The organism is Carnobacterium sp. CS13, from assembly GCF_016653495.1.
GTDB classification, from domain to species: Bacteria; Bacillota; Bacilli; order Lactobacillales; family Carnobacteriaceae; genus Carnobacterium_A; species Carnobacterium_A antarcticum.
The window spans coordinates 1271701-1294106 of record NZ_CP067364.1 but is presented as its reverse complement, the minus strand read 5'-3'; the positions used below and the strand labels follow the sequence as shown (position 1 = coordinate 1294106).

16 protein-coding genes are annotated in these 22406 nt (G+C 40.0%); 4 read left to right on the top strand and 12 right to left on the bottom strand.

Annotation, left to right across the window (positions count from 1 at the left end; translation table 11 throughout):
• Nucleotides 1-130: 130 nt before the first annotated feature.
• The 10 genes from pyrE to lspA all read right to left on the bottom strand — a co-directional run bounded on the left by pyrE (nt 131) and on the right by lspA (nt 11246).
• Complete coding sequence (gene pyrE / locus JHE06_RS06250) at nt 131-760, bottom strand: orotate phosphoribosyltransferase (protein ID WP_201088252.1); 630 nt, start codon at nt 758-760, stop codon at nt 131-133.
• The gene (gene pyrF, locus JHE06_RS06245) at nt 761-1477 is read right to left on the bottom strand and encodes an orotidine-5'-phosphate decarboxylase (RefSeq protein WP_201088251.1); all 717 of its coding nucleotides are present in this window, start codon (nt 1475-1477) and stop codon (nt 761-763) included. It abuts the gene before it with no gap.
• The gene (locus JHE06_RS06240; RefSeq protein WP_058918582.1) at nt 1467-2396 is read right to left on the bottom strand and encodes a dihydroorotate dehydrogenase; all 930 of its coding nucleotides are present in this window, start codon (nt 2394-2396) and stop codon (nt 1467-1469) included. Before JHE06_RS06240 ends, pyrF begins: the two co-directional genes overlap by 11 nt.
• A 42-nt stretch (nt 2397-2438) precedes the next feature.
• Nucleotides 2439-5426 carry an ATP-binding protein gene (locus JHE06_RS06235; RefSeq protein WP_201088250.1) on the bottom strand — a complete coding sequence of 996 codons (2988 nt, stop codon included), beginning with the start codon at nt 5424-5426 and terminating at the stop codon, nt 2439-2441.
• Entirely contained in the window at nt 5404-6507 is a 1104-nt protein-coding gene (locus tag JHE06_RS06230; protein ID WP_058918580.1) for a carbamoyl phosphate synthase small subunit, read from the bottom strand. Before JHE06_RS06230 ends, JHE06_RS06235 begins: the two co-directional genes overlap by 23 nt.
• A gap of 2 nt (nt 6508-6509) precedes the next feature.
• The gene (locus tag JHE06_RS06225; protein WP_058918579.1) at nt 6510-7805 is read right to left on the bottom strand and encodes a dihydroorotase; all 1296 of its coding nucleotides are present in this window, start codon (nt 7803-7805) and stop codon (nt 6510-6512) included.
• A gap of 43 nt (nt 7806-7848) precedes the next feature.
• On the bottom strand, nt 7849-8775 hold the full coding sequence (locus tag JHE06_RS06220; RefSeq protein WP_058918578.1) for an aspartate carbamoyltransferase catalytic subunit: 927 nt from the start codon (nt 8773-8775) through the stop codon (nt 7849-7851).
• Between the two features lie 281 nt (nt 8776-9056).
• Nucleotides 9057-9602 carry a bifunctional pyr operon transcriptional regulator/uracil phosphoribosyltransferase PyrR gene (gene pyrR, locus JHE06_RS06215; RefSeq protein ID WP_082664159.1) on the bottom strand — a complete coding sequence of 182 codons (546 nt, stop codon included), beginning with the start codon at nt 9600-9602 and terminating at the stop codon, nt 9057-9059.
• A 227-nt stretch (nt 9603-9829) separates the two neighbouring features.
• Nucleotides 9830-10738: an RluA family pseudouridine synthase gene (locus tag JHE06_RS06210; RefSeq protein WP_201088249.1), complete on the bottom strand. Its 909-nt coding sequence runs from the start codon at nt 10736-10738 to the stop codon at nt 9830-9832.
• Between the two features lie 40 nt (nt 10739-10778).
• Entirely contained in the window at nt 10779-11246 is a 468-nt protein-coding gene (gene lspA / locus JHE06_RS06205; RefSeq protein WP_058918576.1) for a signal peptidase II, read from the bottom strand.
• 190 nt (nt 11247-11436) lie between these two features.
• Here lspA and JHE06_RS06200 point away from each other — a divergent pair, with 190 nt between their 5' ends.
• The 4 genes from JHE06_RS06200 to JHE06_RS06185 all read left to right on the top strand — a co-directional run bounded on the left by JHE06_RS06200 (nt 11437) and on the right by JHE06_RS06185 (nt 14780).
• Entirely contained in the window at nt 11437-11676 is a 240-nt protein-coding gene (locus JHE06_RS06200; RefSeq protein ID WP_058918575.1) for a hypothetical protein, read from the top strand.
• A gap of 360 nt (nt 11677-12036) precedes the next feature.
• Complete coding sequence (locus JHE06_RS06195) at nt 12037-12678, top strand: YkyA family protein (protein ID WP_058918574.1); 642 nt, start codon at nt 12037-12039, stop codon at nt 12676-12678.
• 27 nt (nt 12679-12705) lie between these two features.
• Complete coding sequence (locus JHE06_RS06190; protein WP_058918573.1) at nt 12706-13569, top strand: polysaccharide deacetylase family protein; 864 nt, start codon at nt 12706-12708, stop codon at nt 13567-13569.
• Nucleotides 13566-14780: a putative glycoside hydrolase gene (locus tag JHE06_RS06185; RefSeq protein WP_082664158.1), complete on the top strand. Its 1215-nt coding sequence runs from the start codon at nt 13566-13568 to the stop codon at nt 14778-14780. Before JHE06_RS06190 ends, JHE06_RS06185 begins: the two co-directional genes overlap by 4 nt.
• Nucleotides 14781-14833: 53 nt before the next feature.
• Here JHE06_RS06185 and addA read toward each other — a convergent pair whose 3' ends face one another.
• Nucleotides 14834-18622: a helicase-exonuclease AddAB subunit AddA gene (gene addA / locus JHE06_RS06180; protein WP_201089884.1), complete on the bottom strand. Its 3789-nt coding sequence runs from the start codon at nt 18620-18622 to the stop codon at nt 14834-14836.
• A complete protein-coding gene (locus JHE06_RS06175) occupies nt 18619-22236 on the bottom strand; it encodes a PD-(D/E)XK nuclease family protein (protein ID WP_201089882.1) in 3618 nt (1205 codons plus the stop codon). The genes addA and JHE06_RS06175 overlap by 4 nt, the downstream gene beginning before the upstream one ends.
• Nucleotides 22237-22406 lie beyond the last annotated feature (170 nt).

Sequence of the window (22406 nt, the reverse complement as noted above, 5' to 3'; positions counted from 1 at the left end):
TGCCTTAGCCCTTGCAGCTTTAGCTGCTTAGGTACGGGATGCGAGGTAGAAGATTCGAGTCTAAACGCTTTTTATCTCACTCTCTTTTTATTTCGTTCAGTAGTTCAGCAAATGTGTTCGCTGAGCAATATTATTTTTTCCAATTCACTGGATCTTTTTTCCACTGTTTTAAAATGCTGACATCTTCTTGTTCAATGGCTTTCGTTTCTAAAGCAACTTCAATTAAAGTTGTATAGTTGGTTAATGTTTTTAAAGCAATTTCGTGTTTTTTGAAATTTTCTAATCCTTTTGGCAATTCATAAGTGAAAATAGCAGCTACTCCAAGAATCTCTGCCCCTTCTTTAGCGGCTGCTCCACAAGCATCAATGACACTGCCGCCAGTTGAGATCAAGTCTTCGATCACGACCATTTTCTGACCGGGTACTAACCGTCCTTCTATTTGATTGCCTTTACCATGTTCTTTTGCTTTACTGCGTATGTAAACCATAGGCAAATCCAATACTTCAGCGACCCACGCCGCATGCGGAATTCCAGCTGTAGCGGTACCGGCAATGACTTCTACGGAAGGGTAATTTTCTCTAATCAAATCAGCCATATCTTGGGCGATTTCTTTTCTAACCGCCGGATACCCCATTGTAATGCGGTTATCGCAATAAATTGGGCTTTTCATTCCACTTGCCCAAGTAAAGGGATTATTTGGGTTTAAACTTACTGCTTTAATATCTAATAAGTGCTTTGCAATTGTTTTTTCGATTGTCATTTAATGGTTGTCTCCGTTCCATTGATTTTTGATTAAGTGATAAGCTGCTACGGGATCTTGGGCCAATGTAATGGGACGCCCGACCACGATGTGGCTGGCCCCTTCTTCATAAGCTGATGCTGGTGTAGCGACCCGTTTCTGATCGCCTTTTTCTTCGCCGCTAGGTCGGATTCCAGGTGTGACACATAAAAAGTCTGAAGCGGTATTTTTTTTGATTAGCCGTGCTTCTAACGCAGAGCAAACAACTCCATCCAATCCGGCTGTTTGAGTCAATTGAGCGTAATGGATAACGCTTTGCAATAAAGGTACTTCGATCAGCTGTTCTCTCCGCATAGCTTCGGGTGTAGTAGAAGTCAGTTGAGTGACGGCAATTAAATCCGGCCGCATACTGCCGGCTGGAGTGCCTGCAAGAATACCATCCATTGCAGCTTCCATCATTTCACTTCCTCCAGCTGCATGCACATTGATCATATCGATATCCAAAGCTGCCAAACCTTTCATTGAACGCTTGACTGTGTTCGGTATATCATGCAATTTCAAATCTAAAAAAATCTCATGTCCTAGTTCTTTCATGTACTTAACGATTTCAGGACCGTTTTGATAATAGAGCTCCATCCCTACTTTGACAAATAATGATTCATCTTTAAAATGACTTAAAAACTGTTTTATCTCTTCACTTGTTGAAAAATCTAACGCAATAATTGGTTTAGTATTCACTATTCTGGCCTGCCTTTACTTCTTTGATCAAGGACTCAATAGATGTAATTCCTAGTTCATCCATTCGATCTGGTAAAGCTTCAATCAATTCTTTACAAATCATAGGGTTGTTATAATTAGCTGTCCCTATGGCTACTGCGCTAGCACCTGCCATCAGCATCTCAAGAACATCATCGACTGTCGAGATGCCTCCCATCCCAATGACTGGAATCGATACAGCCCGAGAAACTTGGTAAACCATTCGAACAGCAATGGGGCTTATAGCTGAACCTGATAAACCTCCTGTTTTATTGGCTAAAAAAGGCTGTTTAGTTTTTAAATCGATGCTCATTCCTAAAAGCGTATTGATCATACTGATGCCATCTGCTCCGCCTGCTTCAGCAGCTTTGGCAATTTCAGTAATATCCGTTACATTAGGTGTTAATTTAACATAAATTGGAACAGTAGCCACTGATTTGACTGCTTTTGTCATCTGATAAACAGCTTCAGGATTTGAACCGAATGTTAATCCTCCATCTGCTACATTTGGACAAGACAGATTGATTTCAAGAGCTTTCACAATTGGTGAGTGACAGAGTTTTTTTGTTACCGCTACATAATCGGAAATCGTCGTTCCTGCTACACTTGCGATAATAGGCGTGTCAAATTTTTCTAACGCTGGTAATTTTTCATTTACGATTACATCTACACCTGGGTTTCGTAAACCGACTGCGTTTAATACTCCATTTTCTAAATGATGGTAACGTGGCTCAGCGTTTCCTATCCGCGGCTCTGCAGTTGTTGATTTGATGATCAGAGCTCCTAAGACACTATAATCGTAGCGATCCATGTATAGATCGCCAAAGCCAAACGTTCCGCTGGCCGGCATAATAGGATTTTTTAAATCCAATCCCGGTAATGTTACTGTTAAACGACTCATATGATCCCTCCAAAAATTGATTACATTGATGTGATTCCTAACTTAAATCGGATTTGTTGTGAACGTGCGCAATTCCAAGAAATTTAATACAGCTGAAATCGTTGTAATAGAAGTAAGCAGAGGAATATTTTGTTCATGCGCTGCTTGACGAATGGTCAACTGTTCTTTTACTGTTTTCGTTTTAGATGCTCTAGTGTCGATCACTAATTGAATTTCCTTTTTATTGATTCTTTTTGCACTGCTTTTATCGATAGACTCAAAAGATGGATCCAGCGCAGTCACTACTAAACCTTTTTCAGCTAATTGTTGACTTAATGGTTGAGTAGTTAGCATACGGTATCCTATTTGCTGAAATCGCCTAGTTAATTCTTCGGCTTGATCTTGATCTTTTTCGGAAAGCAGCAAAAGGATAGAACCAAATTCTGACAAATGAACTTGGGCGGCTTCAAAGGTTTTAAATATTGCCTTGCCTAACGTTCGATCAGATCCCATAACTTCCCCCATCCAGTCTATTTCAGGTTCTGATGAAAATGAATAAACAGGGGCTTTTACATAAACGGCGGGGCTTATTGTTTGTGTGTTTTCTTTTAAATCTAATTGAGCTGCTAAAGAGTTACCCAAGAGAACTTGAACGGCCGTCGGAATGATAGGGAAACCCGTTGCTTTGCTTAAAAAAGGAATCGTTTGAGTTGTCCCTAGTGTTAGATTAAGAAACTGGATGTTTTCTTGCTGAATCGTGAAATACATAGTGGTGATGCCCGTCCATTTTAAAGCAAGTGCTAGACGAGCGGCATATTCTTTGATTTTCTGCTGTTTTTGTTCAGAAAGAGTTTGTGTAGGATGAACCATCACGGGCTCTGTCCCTACTCCATTCAGGTGTCCAATGTGTTCGATCAACCCTGGAAATAGTACTCTTTCTCCATCAGAAATACTGATGACTTCGATTTGTTCATCAGCCATTGCCTGATTCTCCGGTGCAGCATATGGGATAGCCAATTCTGCCAGCAACGGTTGAATAAGTTCGATCATCCCGTCATTCTCTGCCTCTTTGCTGACTAAATACGACGGGACAGCGTCCAAGACAGGGATTTCTAAAGGAGTTAACGCTTTAGACAATTCAAGTGCCTCTGGGCCTCCAAATTGAACCATCACGCCTATAGGTTTTTCCAACTGAACTACCTGTACGATATCTTCCACCGTTGACGGGACCAAATACGTTTTAGCCTGGACAGAAAAATCCGTTGAAAGAGATGCTGGATGGCTGTTTAATAAGATTGCTTCATAGCCAGCTTCTTGGATAGCCGTTATGGCTTGTAAAAGAGCGCTATCGTATCCTCTTCTTGGATCGTTCATGCCTGTGCTGGCAGTTAAAAGTAAAATGGACTTTTTACCGATTGCCGTACTTTCATTTTCTTCTTCATACGTACTATAAAAACATGTGGATTGTGCAGCGATTTCTCCCGCCGAGCTATCAATAGCTTTATAAACAGGAACGATATCATGTGCATTACGCAATCTATTTACTTCGTCAGCGGTTGTTTTCCATAGTGCAGCAATAGCTGAATCAGAAAATCCATATTCTTTAGCACTTCTTAATGCAGTAAGATCACTAGGGTGACGTTCGAGCTCGTGCTCGATCTCAATGATATGGGCTAATTTATCTAAGAAAAACAACTCGATTTTTGTTACCTCGCTTAACTCTTCAATCGTGTATCCGCGGCGAAGAGCTTCGAGTAAATAAGCGAGATGATCATACTGAGCATGCAGTAGGTGCTCTGCTATTTCTTCGTCGTTACTGTGAGTGGCTGTTTTCAGTAACGTTACGCCATCTGCTGTATCCAAAGAACGAAAAGCTTTCAAAATCGATTCTTCAAGTGTTCGGCCAATAGCCATTGCTTCTCCGGTAATTTGTTTTTTAGGAGAGTTTCTTTTTACAGATGTCCCATTAGACCAATTCGAAATATAGGTAGTAATGTAGTCCAACGTAGGTTCGTATTCGAGATAAGCCGTTTCATTAAACGGATTTTTTAATGTATCTAACGTTAAACCGGCAGCTAGTTTAACAGACAATTTGATGATTGGATACCCTGTTGCTTTGCTGACTAAAAGAGTTGAACGAGTAAAACCAGGATCTATTTTAGTCACATAATACATAAAACGGTTTGGATGAAAAGCGAACTGGATCGTACATCCTCCTTCGATCTCTAATCCGCGGACAATCGTTAATGCTGCATCACGGAGTAATTGGTAATCAAGATCCGTCAATGTTTGGCTAGGGGTGATCATGATCATAGTTTTTTGATCGGATTCATCTGTCTTCAAATTCTCTGACGTAGAAACAACTAAAGCCTGATCTTTTTTATCCCGCAATACTTCAAATTGAATCAATTTATAACCGGTCAGACCCGTTTCAATAAAAATAGGGGTGTGCGGCGATAAAAGAAAATGAGCAGCTGCTACTTTTTTTACCTTTTCATTAGTAGAACACCATTCTTGTACCCATTCGCCAGTAGGGGTCTGAGACTGAATAAGCAGCGGAAAGCCTTCTTTTTCAGCAAAACCCAAGGCTTCTGTCTGTGAGTAAACGCCTTGTCCTGCTCGTGTTGGTTCTTTGAGGGTCTGCATCCATTTCCGAAAAGTTTCGGGCTGTTTAATTTTTTGAATGGTCTGTTGGCTTGTTCCCAGTACCTTGATGTGCAGTTCTTCTAACAGTCCTGAATGAGCCAACTCTTCCATCAGATAAAAACTTAAAGAGTTGTGTAAGACAGGAAAGATTTCATTTGGCCGTTCTTTTCGAATGATTTGTGAAACAAAATCAACGGTCAGAGGTTCGATGTAAACTTTATCCGCTCTATCTTTATTTGTTGCCAATGCGGTTGGATTCGAATCAACCAGAATAACTTCATAGCCGATCTCTTTTAAAGAGAGAATGATTTGGGCTGTTCCGTAATCCACATTAGCTGAGGAATCACTGTCGCTTGGAGTTGATCCAATCACTAGAACTTTTTTAGCTTTCGCCTTGTTGATCATGCTCTCTTGCCTCCTTCCAACCATCGATCATTTCCATAAACTGATCGAATAGATGAACAGCGTCATGCGGCCCCGGTGTTGCGTTAGGCTGAAACAAAGTGCTGAAAACAGGCTGGTAGCGGTGTTTTATTCCGGCTATAGCGCTGTCTTTAATTTCTGTATGAGTGATGATCCATTGATCAACATCGAGTGTTTCTTTTTCTAATGCAAAGCGATGGTTTTGTGAAGTGAAATCAACTCGACCAGTTGCCTCTTCCCTTACAGCGTAATTAAAACCATGATGACCTACTTTCAATTTGCTGATTTTAGCTCCATTAGCAAGCGCGATCAGTTGGTGGCCCAGACCAATCCCGAAAATAGGAACCGTACCTTGCAACTCTTGAACCATTTTAAGAGCTTGCGGCAAATCATTTGGATCACCTGGGCCGTTGCTCAACATGACCCCGTCCGGAGCCAAGTTTAAAATGGTTTCTCCTGTTGTATCATAAGGTAAAACGACAACATGGCAATTGCGTTTGTTTAATTCTTTTAAAAGACTGTGTTTTAAACCAAAGTCGATCACAATGATATTTCTTCCTACTCCTGGACTAGCATAAGAACGGCTAGCCGAGACTTGCGATACCTGGTTGCTAGGCAAGACCGTTGCTCTTAACTGGTCAAACGCATGAACTAAGTCATCTTGAGCGTCGATTAACATACCGCGCATAATGCCGGATTCACGAATGTGACGTGTTAGTCTCCGCGTATCGATACCCGAAATCCCGGGTATTTTTTTGATTTTTAAAAATTCATCCAAGTTCATTTGACTGCGCCAGTTAGCTGGAACACGGGCAAATTCTTTGACAATAACTGCTTTACAAATCGATTCGATGGATTCATAGTCATCTCGGTTTATGCCGGTATTGCCCACTAAAGGATTAGCAAAAACTAAAATTTGACCGTTGTAAGAAGGATCGGTTATCGTTTCTTGGTAGCCGGTCATTCCCGTTGTAAAAACAACTTCCCCAATCGTATCAATCAAAGAACCGAATCCTTTGCCTTTAAAGATAGTGCCGTCTTCTAAAATTAGTAAACGATCCATCCTTAAATTACCTCCTCATATACAATCTTTCCATCTGCGATCGTCATAACAGTCGTGCCTTTTACTTTCCAGCCAATAAAAGGTGTATTGGCTGACAGCGACAAAAAGTCTTCTTCTCGAATGTCTTTGGCAGTAGTTAAATCAAACAAGGCTAAATCAGCTTGTTTGCCAACCGCTAAAATACCGCTATCCAAGTTGAATATTTTGGCCGGTTGAACGGTTAACCAGTCAACCACTTGTTTCAATGTGAAAATGCCTGTTTCAACCAAGTGTGTATAAAGTAAAGAAAAGGCTGTTTCGCTTCCGACGATCCCAAATGGAGATCCAATCATGCTGCCTTCTTTTTCTTCTTTGCTGTGCGGTGCATGATCTGTAGCGATCATATCAATTGTACCATCAAGTAAACCTTTAATTAAAGCCGCACGGTCTTCTTTGCTTCTTAAAGGAGGATTCATTTTATACAGACTAGTATCTCCAGGAATATCCTCTTCTGTCAGAATCAAGTGATGAGGCGCGACTTCAGCCGTTACATGGATGCCGGCTTTCTTGGCATCGCGGATAACTCGGACACTTTCTTTTGTTGAAACATGACAAACGTGGTAATGCGCTCCAGTTGCCTCACTGATCAAAACGTCACGTGCAATTTGGCTCGCTTCAGTGATGTTTAAGATCCCTGGCAAACCCAGTTCACGTGAACGCTTGCCTTCGTGCATCACGCCGCCAAACAATAAAGAATCATCTTCTGTATGGGCCACGATCGCTACATTATTTTTAGCGGCTTCTTTCATTGCTAAATACATGGTACCAGCTGATTGCACTCCGACTCCATCATTGGTGAAGGCAAATGCTCCTGCAGCAATTAAAGCTTTTTGATCGGTTAAATGATCGCTGCGCAGCCCTTTAGTAATTGGAGCGTATTGTAATACTTTGATAACCGCATCCGCTTTATTTTTTTCCTGAAGAGCCAGCATTTTTTCAGGCGTATCCGGTTCCGGGTTTACGTTTGGCATTGCGCAAATGGTAGTGAATCCGCCTCTTGCCGCTGCCTCCGTACCTGTTTTAATGGTTTCTTTGTAAGAAAAACCTGGTTCTCTTAAATGAACATGAACATCGATCAGACCCGGAGTCAGTAAAGCTCCTTTAGCATCAATGATGTTCTCCGGTTCTGTTTTCCCTTTGATTAAAGAAGCTACATCATCCCCTATTGCAGCAATCTTGTCTTCTTTAATCACTAGTTCGGTTAAGTTAAGATTCCCTTGTTGATCTATCGTGGTTGCATTTTTGATCCATAGTGTCATTTTTATCCCTCATTAGCTTTCTTTATTTCTATTCAATACTATTCTACCCTTTTTGACCAGCCAATACTGCTTCTAAGATGGCCATTCTTGTAAAGACGCCATTAGCCATTTGAGCCACGATTCGCGCCCGTGGACATTCCAGTAAAGTACTTTGCAGTTCAACATCGCGGTTAACCGGAGCAGGGTGCATAATAATGGCGTGGTCCAGCATCTTGCTTTCTCTGCTTTCTGTTAAGCCGTACATTGTTAGATAAGCAGGTTTAGAAAAGTTTCCGTACGTTTCATGCCGCTCATGTTGAATGCGCAGCAACATCATCACGTCAACTATTTTGATCAGGTCATCCATTGGAACGTATTGTCCATATTGATCAAACGATTCATCGTACCATTCAGGCGGACCGGAGAAGTATAGTGTAGCTCCAAGGCGTTTCAACATCTGCATGTTTGATCGCGCAACTCGAGAATGAGTTAAATCGCCAACAATTGCAACTTTTAGACCTTCAAAATAACCAAACTCTTCATAAATCGTCATTAAATCTAACAGGCATTGACTCGGGTGTTGTCCTGCACCATCGCCGCCATTGATGATTGAACAGGTAATCGTAGGACTAGCGATCAATTCAGAATAGAAAGCCTCTGATGGGTGGCGAATAACCGCGACATCTACTCCAATAGCTGACATCGTCAGTACGGTATCGTATAAGCTCTCTCCTTTTGTTACACTGCTTGTCGAAGGTTCAAAATCGATGACTTTGATTCCCATTTTATTTTCAGCCATTTCAAAACTTTTATGTGTCCGTGTACTGTTTTCAAAAAACAGGTTAACAGCATATTTCTTATCGTCATACGAAGGATGAACTCCTTTTTTAAATTCACCAGCACGACCGATCAGAGCTAGTACTTCTTCGTTCGTTAATGCTTCGACTGAAACAAAATGTTCTAATTGAATGCTTTCGATGACTCCACCCATTTTATAGTCCCCCTTGTTTTTTGTACTTCAGTAACCGGTTAGTTCCTTAAAGCCCTTGAATTCAGTTTAATTGTCTTAGGTAGATTTGAGCCGGTTCTCTATTATGCCTCACTGCTTAGTGTTTGGTGGTTGCTGAGGGCAAATAAAAAGAACCTAAAGATCTTAGAGACCTTTAGGTTCGATAATAGCCCAACAGTATAGGAGCAGACGGCTCCCAGCTTGCTGGTTTATAGTCGTGACCTTTTGTGTCTCTCTGGACTCAATTAAAGTTTCACTTTGGTTTAAGTTAATTTCTGAATCATCACGTGATCTGCCCCATCGATTTCTTCGACCGCGACTTTGATTTGTTCTTCCAATGATGTTGGGATGTTCTTTCCTACAAAATCAGCGCGAATCGGCAATTCTCGATGTCCTCGATCGACTAAGACGGCTAATGAGATCTTCCCAGGACGTCCGATATCCATTAAAGCATCTAATGCTGCCCGGATCGTACGGCCTGTATACAAAACATCGTCAATTAAAATGACTTGCTTGCCTTCAATAGAAACAGGAATATCCGTTCCTTTGACTTCAGGTTCGCGGTCCTCACTAGTGTGGACATCGTCGCGGTACAACGAAATGTCTAATTCACCTACTGGTACCGCCACTCCTTCAAGTTGCTGCATTCGTTCAGCGATCCGCTTAGCAAGGTAAATGCCTCGTGTTTTGATGCCGACCAGTATCAAGTTTTCAATACCTTTATTTTGTTCAATAATTTCATATGTGATCCGTGTCAAAGCACGTTTCATAGCATTTTCATCTACTACTTCTACTTCAGATTTAATCAATGTCCTTTACTCCTCCTTCAGTACCAGCGTATAATTAATTTTTTCTGTTTAGCGATAAAAAATGCCCTCTTACCTATTGAGTAAGAGGGCATTTTGAGGTTGACTGTTTTAAAAACTAGCTAGTCTTCGCTCATACGTGTCTGCTCCTTCTTAGTCTCACAGGACTAGGATTAAAGGATTACTTGTTTTTCTATCTCCAAAGACTTTACCGTGTCCCGCATGAAAAGTCAACGGTTTTCTCTTAACTCAGCAAGAGTTTCTTCAAACAATGCAGGTAAAGGTGCTTCAAAAGTTAAAAATTCCCCAGTACGCGGATGCTTAAATCCAAGGACTTTAGCATGTAAAAATTGGCCATTTCCTGCTAACGTTTTTCGCGGACCATAGATAGGATCTCCTGCCAATGGATAACCAATGTATTTCATATGCACTCTAATTTGATGCGTTCGGCCTGTTTCTAATTTCAACGAAACAAGGGTGAAATCTTTAAACCGTTCTAAAACGCGGAAATGGGTCACTGCCGGACGCCCGTCTTGGATGATATCTTGTTTTTTACGGTCTGCTTTTGAACGACCTAAAGGAGCATCTATCGTACCTTTGTCATGGGGTATTACACCATGGACTAAAGCGATGTATTCTCTTAAAGAAGTGCGGTCTTTCAGCTGAGCTGCTAGTTTTTCATGAGCAAAATCATTTTTAGCAACCATCAATAAGCCGCTTGTGTCTTTATCGATTCGGTGTACGATACCCGGACGGATGGTTCCGTTGATTCCAGATAAATCTTTTACTTGATACATCAACGCATTTACTAGTGTACCTGTTTGGTGACCAGCGGAAGGATGTACGACTAATCCTTGTGGTTTGTTGACCACTACGACATCTTTATCTTCATAAACGATATCAAGAGGGATATTTTCAGCTTGAACGTCTAAAGGGACAAGCTCTGGCTCAGTGATCGTGATGGCATCCCCTGGTTGGACTTGATAATTTGGCTTCGTCGAAGCGTTATTGACCAAAACATCTCCTTCTTTAATCCATTGCTGAACATGGGAACGTGTTTTGTCAGGCAGCAATTCGACAAGAACTTTGTCTAATCGCCCTTTTTCATTTTCTATTGTAAACTGATATGCTTGAGACATACAAAAACTCCTTTTTAATGATCAGGTTTGACATAAGCGTTTAACCTGGACTGTTCTTTTTTTGTTTTTTTTCATCGAGAAAGACATAAAGGATCATCAGTACGACACCGATGCTCAATGCCATGTCCGCGACATTAAAGATTGGAAAGTTAATAAATTCTAGACGAACCATATCGATAACGTATTCGACACGCAGGCGATCGATAAAGTTGCCAATGGATCCGGCCAAAATAAAAGCCAATGCGATCGACAGCAAACGGCTATTCTTTCCATATTTTTGTAAATAAACGACCACTACTCCGACGACGACAATGGTTACCAGATAGAAAAACCACATTTTTCCTTCTAAAATACTCCAAGCTGCGCCGGTATTCCGAATGTACATCCATGATAAAACACCTGGAATAACTTCGACGACCTCATATAAATCAATATGGGCTACAGTCAAATACTTTGTCCATTGGTCAACGCCAATAATGACAGCAGCTAAAACATAATATAAAAACATAGGTGTACCTCGCTTTGTTTATAATCTTCTAAATCTAGTCTTCTCCCATTTTACATGATATGCTAGCCAAGTGATAGTTTTTTATTTTGTTGAAGAATGAAAGGTTTACAAATCTCTAAGCTTTTTTATTGGCTTTTAAATAAAAAAGGAGTAAAATAGTAAAAGGTTAAAGAAAGGAGATGAATTTATTATGAATCAAGCAACCATTGAAAAAGTTTGGCAAATCAAAGGTTTATTGTTTAAAAATGATGATTACCCGTTGGCTTTAGACTTAGAAGATAGCGAAAATCGTGTATTGATGCGTTACATCATTGTTGACGCTCATTCTTCAGATTATCAAAATGGCTTGGAAATCGGCTACAACGCTGGTGAATTTCAAGTGTACGCGAACAAAGAAACGGCTAAAAAAAGTTTATATTCTATTGCATAAATAGACTGAGCAATTCGTCCATGAGAGTTGCAGTCTATTTTATCTTTTTTTTAAAATCCCTCCATTTAATGGATGTGGATTATTTTTTTTGCTTTTTTATCAAGCCTGCCTACACTCTTCATATAATTCAAAGCAGCTTTTGAAAAGACAAACGATTGTTTTTACGGAATTTTTTATTCAATCGTAAGGAATATACTGAAAACAAGAGTTATCTCTTGGGTAACATTCCTACTTTTGATATACTGATAGAGTTCTTATGTAACGGTGTTGGATAAGAATAAGCATGTTCTTACTACATAATGATGGTTAAAAATCAGTGGTAAAGACAATAGACTACATAATAAAAGGAGATTTATATTTATGAAGAAACGATCCAAAACGGTTTATGCCTTAGCGACGTCTTTATTTTTAGCTGGTTGCGCCAATGATGGAATTGCTGATGCTACAAAAAGCATTGAAGCCATTGAACCAGAAGAAAAAACGGTACTGACTGAGTTAAATGCTATAACAGAACAAGAAAAAGCTTTACAAAAAATGTTTGAAGACAGTCTAGCTGAGGATAATAGCTCCAGCCAATTTTCAGACGGCAGCTCTCCTGTTTTTGAAAATATCGAAGCACGCACAACTTCTCTAACGACTATTAAAGAAGCCAACTCTGAAATAGAAACCATTCAAAAGGATTTGTCCGAAAATGATGGTGATAAAGTACCCAAAGAGCAAATAGATGCTTTGACTAAAGAAATGGGAACCCTTACCGACTCTCTCGATACTTATTCAACCCAGTATGAAAAATCATTATCCGAAGAAGAAGAGTATTTTAAATCGCTTGCTGCTGAAGATGCTACCTACGAAACATTAACAGACGGCATCACTAAACTAAATGAACAAGACGCTAAAACAAAAGAGCTTTTGCAACAACTAAATGAACAATTTAAAGCATTGGATAAACAACGCAATGAAGCAGAAAAAGCTGTACAATCTGTCAACGATTCATCTAAATAAACGACAACTTATAGGAGTGATACTAAAATGAAACAAACAATTATGGGGTTAACGTTGATGAGCGCCTTGATTTTAAGTGGCTGCCAAACTAGCGATTCTTCATCCGCAAAAGAAAGCTCATCTGACTCTGCACTTACCCAGTCCATGCAATCTAGTTCGGAAACAGCTAATTCTACGAGCGAATCACAAACCTCTTCTGAAGAAGCAGTAAAAGAAAGTGAAGAACAGCCTGCCGCATACAAATACCGTGTAAATCCAGCGAATTCTGTGATTGAACCGATCAATGCCGATGATGAATCAAAAGTCGTTTTATTGACCTTTGATGATGCTCCTGATGAGCATGCTGTTGAAATTGCAACCAAGTTAAAAGACATTGGCGCTCCCGCTATTTTCTTTATTAATGGGATGTTCATCGAGTCTGATGAAGGAAAAGAAAAATTGAAAGAAATTTATGATATGGGCTTTGAAATCGGGAACCATACTCAAACTCACCCTGACTTAAGCACGCTTAGTCCTGAAGAAGAACGGAAAGAAATTTTGGAAACCAACGATTTGATCTATGATGCTATCGGTATAAAACCTCGTTTCTTCCGTGCTCCATTTGGTATCACAACGGATACAACAGACGAAATAATGGCTGAAGAAAAAATGGTTTCTATGACTTGGACCTATGGCTATGATTGGGAAGCCGATTATCAAGATGCAACAGCTTTAACCGATATTATGCTACATACTGAATACTTAAACGATGGAGCTAATTTGTTGATGCATGACCGTACTTGGACCAATGAAGCAGCTGTCGACATTGCAGAAGGTCTAAAAGATCAAGGCTATACTTGGGTCGACCCTGCTTTACTTGAATCACCAGAAAGAGAGGTACCAAACGAATGAAAAACAATAAAAAATGGATAGGAACACTTCTATTAAGTGCAGCCTTCTTCCTAAGCATGCCTTTTGCGGTACAAGCAGAGGAAACGGAACAAAAAGAACCCATCGCAATCAATGATCAGCCTTTATTAAGCATTCCAGAAAAATTTCCGGCGCAATTTGCTTACGATTCAGGAATTGACATCCCTTATCCTGAAAAAGGCGTTAAAGGCATCTACGTAACAGCTTATTCAGCTGGCGGAACAGATAAAATGGCTGAATTGACGGATTTTGTCAAATCCAGTGGTTTGAACTCAATGGTCATCGATGTTAAAGATGATGAAGGAAGCATGACCATGGATATTGGTTCTGAAAATGAAATCGTCCAACAAAGTACACAAGATTACGTAACCGATCCACAAGCTATGTTGAAGCAGTTAGAAAAAGATGAAATTTATCCAATCGGGCGTATTGTTGTCTTTAAAGACACGTTGCTTGCCGAAGCTAGACCAGACCTCTCTTTTAAACGTGCAGATGGCAGTGTTTGGAAAAACAGCAATGGCGATGCTTTTGTCAACCCCTTCTCTAAAGAAGTTTGGGACTACAACGTTGAAGTCGCTAAACAAGCGGCTAAAATGGGATTCAAAGAAATCCAATTTGATTACGTGCGGTTCCCAGAAGGTTTTGAGACTCAAAGCGATTCTTTAGATTACACACACGGAGATTACGATACGAAGAACTTGGATGAAGTTCAACAACGTGTTGAAGCCGTCACTGACTTTGTCAAATACGCTCGTGAAGAACTAAAACCTTATGGTGTTGAAGTTTCTGTCGATATTTTTGGTTATGCTGCTACCGTACCGGAAGCTCCTGGTATTGGCCAAAACTTCAGTAAAATATCGGAAAACGTTGATGTTATTTCTTCAATGATTTACCCAAGTCACTGGGGCTCGTATTTTGGTATTGGAAAACCTGATTTAGAACCTTACAAGCTAGTCTCTGAATACATGAAAGTTGAGAACGAACTGTTAGGCGGTTTAGATACGCCACCACAATCACGACCATGGTTGCAAGACTTTACAGCTTCTTATTTAGGTGCTGGAAATTATATGAATTACGGCGCACCGCAAGTAGAAGATCAAGTCAAAGCGTTGCATGAAGCCGGTGTAGATGAATTCTTATTATGGGATGCAAACAATACCTATACCCCTGGCGTTAACTACAATTTTAATTAAAAAAACCACTCATCGAAATTATTTTCGATGAGTGGTTTTTTCTTTAGGAAGAATCAAATAGTGATGATTTCACCACTCGCTAATAAACACAGATAGGCTGCCGTAACCGGCTTATCTAAAATAGATTCCAAAGCCATTTGATAAAGATTCATTTGCCCTTTGTACTTTTCTAACATTTTTTCTCCAGCATCGCGACCGTAACGAGCTACTTGATCGGTTTTATAATCAAAAAGGATCAGTTCCTTATCAAATTCAAGATACCCATCAACGATACCATGGACCAGAATTTTATCTTCTGCTGTTTCTTCTAAATCCGTAAAAATAGTTTCTGCTGCTAACAGCAATGAAAAAGGCGCTTCTCTATGCACATGATTCGGATGAGCCAGCAACAATTGCCCAATAGTTGTTTGGAAGAAGCGTAAGATGTTTTCAACTTCAATTTTTTCAGCAATTTCGTGCTGCAGCATTCCCCGTCTGATCAAGTCTGCAATCAACTCATTGACTGTCTCCGCTGTTACTGGAACGCTCAAATCAATCGACTGCATCACAAGGTGAGTGCCGGTGCCGATTTCTGCACTGGTAGGTGCAGTCATTTCAGCCATGAAATTTGGCCGGGCCAAGGTATCTTCTATATAACGATTTTGATTCCGCGGCTGATTGATATCAATTTTAACCATTTGACCATCGTCCGGTTCTTCGAACAAGCGTTTGATTTCAGAAACGGATTGGTAACTGGTGGTATGCGTTGCACTTTCATAGCGGTATTGGTAATCCATTAAAGCGATGGCTTCGTTTAATAATGGATACTCTTGTTTTGTTTGTTCATTTTTTGAAATAGCTGTATCTAATTTTTCGATCCACTGTTCATCAGGTACTAGATCTTGTTGAATCATTTGTTGTTGGATCATCGTTTCATTATAGAAATGAATGGAAAATTTAACCGAATGCTGGCTGATCGAGCCATTTTTAGCAGTGACAGACAAGTAATCATTTTGACTGTCTGGATGCCGGACTAATGCTAAGCCCACCCACTTCATTAAACTGTTAGCAGTAAACCGTATATCGTTTGGCAGAACAGTTGCTTGGTGAGCAGCGACGACCCCCCACTCTTTCCAAGCCGCTTCTTCATTTTTGTAGGAACCGACTAAAAACAGCTTTTCTTCAGCTCTTGTCAGAGCTACATACAATTTTCGCATTTCTTCTGACAACAATTTGTTTTTCTTTTCAACTTTTAAGGCGATCTCTGGCAGTGTTTGGTATCGGATACGGCGTTCTAGGTCTTTAAAGTCTGTTCCGACCCCGTATTCTTCATTGAACAAATACCCTTTGCGGATGTCTTGTAAATTAAACCGTTTAGTCAGATCCAGCACAAACACAACCGGAAATTCTAACCCCTTGCTTGCGTGGATCGTCATTACGCGAACCGCATCTTCATCGGTAGTGATGGCGGTTGGTTCAGCTAGATCTTTATCTTTGTCTTGCATTTTTTCGATAAAGCGGACAAATTGGAAGAGTCCTTTAAAGCTGGTTTTTTCATAACTGGCTGCACGTTCATATAAAGCATGTAAATTAGCTTTCCGCTGTTTTCCTGAGCTCATACCGCTGACATAGTCCAGAAAATGAGTATCTTCATAAATAGACCAAATCAAATCTACTAAATGGTTTCTGCGGGCTTCTTCACGCCATTTCGTTAAACGATTTAAAAAGACTTGAACTTTGTGGTAAAGCACAGTCGTAAATCGGCTGGCTTTATCTGATCCGGAATAGCTGGCATGGAAAGCCAACAGTGCTTCATAATAGTCGCCTGTTTTTTGGCTGATGCGAATGGAAGCTAATTCATTTTCATTTAAGCCAACAATCGGCGAACGCAATACAGCAGCTAACGGAATATCTTGGTAAGGATTATCAATTACTTTTAATAATGACATCATGATGGTGATCTCGGTTGTTTGGAAGTAATTTTGTGTGTCGTTGACTTGTAACGGAATGGCAAGCTGTTTAAAAATCTCCAGCAAGACTAAATTATTTTTTTTAGTGGGTGTGAGTAAAACGATATCTTGATAACGAATGGGCCGATTCATCTTGGTTTTTTTATCGTAAATTGGAAACTCTTCTCGAATCAATTGTTGAATCTTTTGGCCAACCATCAGTAACTCACCTTCTGTTTTATCATCGATCCGCATATCCCACTCCAATGGTTCTTCTTCGGTTTCTTCGGGGGTATCTATTCCTTTTTCGTAAATCAGCAGTTCTGTTTCATGCTGATTCATTTCAGGAAATGCTGTAAACCCTTGGATAAGTTTGGCTGATTCGTCATAGTCCATCTGCCCCACAGCTTTATCCATCAATTGTTCAAATATGAAATTGGTGAACTGGAGTACTTCTCCCCGAGAACGGAAATTCTCGGCTAAAATAATCCGTTCTCCGCCTTCTTGCTGACCATATCGTTCATATTTTGATAAGAATAAACCTGGATCGGCTAAACGAAAAGAATAAATCGATTGTTTCACATCGCCAACCATAAATAGATTGCCGGCTTGTGAAAGATCTTGTACAAGCCAATGCAAAATATTTTCTTGTAATTGATTGATATCTTGGTATTCATCAACCATCACTTCTTTGAATTTCTCTTTGTAATGCTGTGAGGCTTCGGTCGCTGACCACTGACCATTCTCATAGCGGGCCAGGATCTGTAAAGTTAAATGTTCCAAGTCATTGAAATCCAACAAGTTCCGTTCGCTTTTACGAGCGCGATAAGCTTCTGTAAAGACATTTGTAACACGCGCCATTTCATCAACAAGCGGTGCTGCTTGTTTCATGATGTCGATCTGCTTCTCCAGAGGTGTGGTAAAATAAGAAAGCTGCATTTCGCTGTACCGTTTTTTTACTTGGTCACGCAATTCTTTCATGTCGCTGCCAACTTCTTTTATCGCTTCATCCGTTGCTTTTTTGACGGCTTTCCAACGAACAAATTCAAAAGCTTGAACCGTTTGATAAGCTGCTTCATAATTATCTTCTTGAATAAATGTTATTAGCTCTTTCAAGTGTGCGGCTTCACGCGCAACAATTTCAGTTTGAGTGCTTAGCTCCTCTGTACCTTCCCCTAATTTTTCTGCAGTTTCAGAAAGTTCAATTAAACTTACTAGAATATCTGATATTTGAGGTTTTAATAACTCTTGGTACAATATGTCATCACCAAAAGAAGTTTGGTCTACTGTATATAATTCGGATAAGCGTTCCAGCCACTCAGCAGGATTAGGATTGGCTCTAGAAAACTCATACAAAGAAAAAATCAATTCCGTTAGACCCGCGTCGCTTCGGTCATTGGAGTACGCACCAGCTAATTCTTTAAAAAAGCTCGTTTCTTCCCCATAAAGCTCTTCTCTGACCTCTTCCCAAACGTCTTCTTTCAATAGGAGGATTTCTGTTTCATCTGTTAACAAACGAAAAACAGGATCTAAATCAATTAGATAATAATAGCGTCGAATCACTTGTAAACAAAACGCATGCAAGGTACTGATCGATGCTTGTGATAATAGAGATAATTGACGAATCAAATGTCGTTTTTCATCCGGCTCGCTTTCGTTAGTAACAGCTTGCTGAATCGCCGTTTGTATGCGTTCTTTCATTTCTCTGGCTGCTGCTTCAGTGTAAGTTACGATCAACAACTCATCAACATTTGTTCCTGCTTTGATTTTTTCAATCACCCGCTGGACTAAAACCGTTGTTTTTCCTGAACCAGCAGAAGCAGAGACCAGAATATTGTGCCCCGCTTCATAAATAGCTTGCCATTGGCCATCTGTAAAGCGGCTGTTTTCCGGTTTGATTGGAATAAGACTCATTCTTCTTCCTCCTCTTCCTCATGCTGCATTTTTTCTAGAATTTCTTCACGCGATAATTTTTCCATTCGACGATAATTGTTTTCAGGAAGCATCGCATCAAATTGAGAAACAGCTCGTAATTCGCCATTAACTGAAGAAATAAATTGCCGTTTTTCATAAAAAGGATTGAGCGTGGTAACGCCATCCATGATTTTGTTTCCAGCGTCCAAAATCAATTTCTGATTGTGTTTTCGTAAAGCGGCCATTTCATCAAGAGTGACAAATTTTCGTGATTTAAGTGTTTCATTTTTCAATTGGTTAAATGGATAAATGAAAGAAGCAGTCGACGGCTCAATAGTCGGATCTAACGCCAATAGCAAGTCTTCTTCTTCTAATAAAAGGCCATCCAATTTGAACTGTTTCAACAGTTCATTGGTATAAGCTTGTTCATCTACCAGTTTATCGCCTTTGATGAAGGGATTTTTAACGTGCAGATAAAAAGCCCCTGCTGGTTTTGCTTCATGACCAATGAGTTGAGGTGCATTTGCAATCGCCGTGTCCAAATAGGTAATCATTTGCATCGCTAATCCATAATAGGCATCTTGGTAGTTAAAGGCATGAGCACTTGATTTATAATCTACAACGCTAAGGTAGTGCTGATGGTCGATTTCTACGGTATCTACACGGTCGATTTTACCGCGAATGTATAATTTTCCTCCGTTATTTAATGGAAAAGACAGTCCTTCGATTCCTTTTTGGTTCGCTAGTTGCCCAAAGAGCACTTCTGTCTGGACATTTCTCATATTTGTTCTTCTGCTTTGATTGCCGAGGGCCCAAGCCATCCTTCTAACCGTTTGGCCTAATTGGTCGCGAATAAACTTCATGCGGTTAGAAGCTGATAAAATAGCGAATTTAGACTTTCCGTAGAGAGACTCCAATACTTCGTTCGTAATAGCATTCACTGTCTCCTGATCTAATTCATGGAAACGCAGATCGCGGCTCAAAAGAGATTTAAACAATTGATCTAAAGCATCATGGAAAAATTCTCCTGTTCCTGCTGGTGATAGTCCGAACACGTCTCTTTCTCTTAAGCGTAAACCGTACTGCAGAAAATGCGCGTAATGGTCCGCATAAAATGTTTCTAAACGAGAAACAGACAAGTACAAATCTTTGCCGTATAAAGCAGTAGCAATGTCGGCTTTCAAAGGATGAGGTATATTTTTTTTCACTAAACTGACCAGTAAGTGATTAAAGGTTGGCGCAATGGCTTTCGTTCGTTTAAAGTACTGATATAATCCCATCCAAAAAGGCGATAACTGTCCTTTTTGATCTTGTTCTTTACGTAAAACCAATAACAACTGGCTTAATGTGCTCCGTTGGGTTCCGATAAAATCCAGTAATTCAGCATTAGCCGGTGAGCTTAACGAACTAGCTTCTCCGACTTTGGCTTGGATCGGAATATCGAAGCCTTTGACGATTCGATCTACATAAGGAGAGAGTTTAGGACTTTCCTTGGAATCATTACTGGTGGGATACGTCATAATGAGTTTTTCTGATGAATTCAAAAATGCTTCATAAGCAATAAACGGTTCAGAAGCCATCATCGATTCCACGTTAGGTTTTAAATACTTGGTAGGATCTAAAAAATCAGCAAAAACACTGCGGTCTTCTTCGGTCAGAATCGTTTTATTTTCATTTTTTGCAGGAAGATGGACATCTGTCATTCCTAATAAAAACGTTACTTTTGCTGTTCCAATACGCGTACTTTCCAGTCCGGAGTAGGTTACTTGATCGATACTGGGAGGTACGATGCTGTATGAAGCATTCTCAAAACCTGAAGCTAGGATTGTTTGGAAACTCTCTAAATCAAAAGGGTCATCTCCTAGTACTTCTACATATTCATCTAACAGTTGTAAGAACGTTTGCCAAGTTTGTTCATGTTTTTTAGCAGTCTCTAAATCATTTTGCTCAACCGCTTGATCTCGCCAAAAAGAAAGTTGTTTGTCGACGCCTATTTTTTCTAAGAAAATGTATAAGATTTTTGCGGCTTCTCCGCTCGTTTCAGCACCTTCTAATCGTTGGTAAAAAGGCAACAATGTATCTTTTAAGAACGTCCGTACCGTGTTAGCGATTTGTTCAATGCGTTGATCGGAATCGGATTGGAAATCGCCGTCTTCATAATTAAATCGTGTGTAATGCCATGGTTTCTTCATCGTCCATTGATGTCCTTCATACCCATAGGCTAAAACAACGTTTTCTGTGACATCAATTTCTTCTCTAAAGGCATTGACTTGCTGTTGAAGAACAGCCACACGTGCGCTTCGCTCAGCTGGTAAATCGTTGTGTGTTTGCGGAACCAGTAATTCGGTTCGTAAAAATCGCATAATATCTGCATAACGCCAATTTCTGCGTTTGATGGACAATAAAGTATCTAAAAATTCCACCAGGGGATGTTGGTTCATCAAATCCGCGCTGTCAATAAAAGTCACGATTCCATTCTCACTAAAAATAGGCTCTAAAATCGTTAAATAATCTTCAATGTTTCGGGTCAATACTAAAATATCTTGGTAACGATAGTCTCCACTTTTTACCATTTTCCGAATTTCTTTCGCTACATGCTCAACTTCTGCTTGTTTATTCTCACCAGCCCAGACTTCGATACAGTCTTCCATTGAAATTTGTTCCTTTGAACGATTATGATCGACAGGGGACAATTTGCTAGTTTCGACCCAAAAGTCTTCTAATTGATTCAACTCTTCACAATAAGATGCGTTCAGCTGGCGGATTATTCGATCAGGAGCGACTGGAATATTTTCAGAACGAGCTGCTTGATACAAATGATAATACGTTTCTCCGGCTGCTTGAAATAATTCATGCAGCTCTGGTTTTTCAGTAGGGTAACCTTTGTCAAGCGTCAAAGCAACGGTCACCTGCTTGGCTTTTTTCATCAAAGCTAAGATAAGAGCTTGTTCTTGAGCTGTAAACCGAAAAAAGCTTTCAATATAAACCGTGGTTTCAGATAGATCCAATTCTTCCAGTTTTTGAGTCAATGCGGTCAAGATATCTTCAGTTTCAATGTATTTTCCGACTAGAGCAGCATCGAAGGCTTGATAAAGTAGTGAGATATCCTGTAGTTTTAAACGAAAATCCGACTCTTTCGGTGTTGAACCTAAATTCATCAATAAATGTGCTAAGTCATCTTGTGTAATACGACCAGTCCTCAGCTCCATAAAGAGATCTGTCATTTGCTGAACAAATCCTGTTTTACGGACTTCCCCTCGGTATATGGTCAACTCTTCCTCGTATTGGATCAACAATTTCCTCACTAACATCGACAACCCTGAAGCGGTCAATTGAGGTTTAACAAATGTATCGGTATCTTGCAGCCAAAACCAAGCCAACCGACTAAAACTAAAAACTTGTAAATGCATCATACCCATTAGGGGCTTTTTATCAAAAGGCGGCATTTTCCCCAAATTTTCTAAGACCGTCATTTCAGCTTCAAATTTAATATGATCGGGTACCAAATAGAATATATTGGCGTGTTTATTTGTGGCCAATGTTTCAGCAATCTCATCTAACATGATACCCCGTTTATCACGATTGGCGCGACCTAATATAAATTGTAATCCCATTGGTGATTCACCTCTTCTTTAACTATTCTATGCTCTTATTTTAACACAAGAAAAAAGAAAGGACGCTTTCTTTTAAATTATCTGTCTCTTAGTCTCGATCTCATTAATTTAAAGACAGAATAAAAAATAAAGGGAGTGAGACAAAAAGCGTTTAGACCCGAATCTTCTAC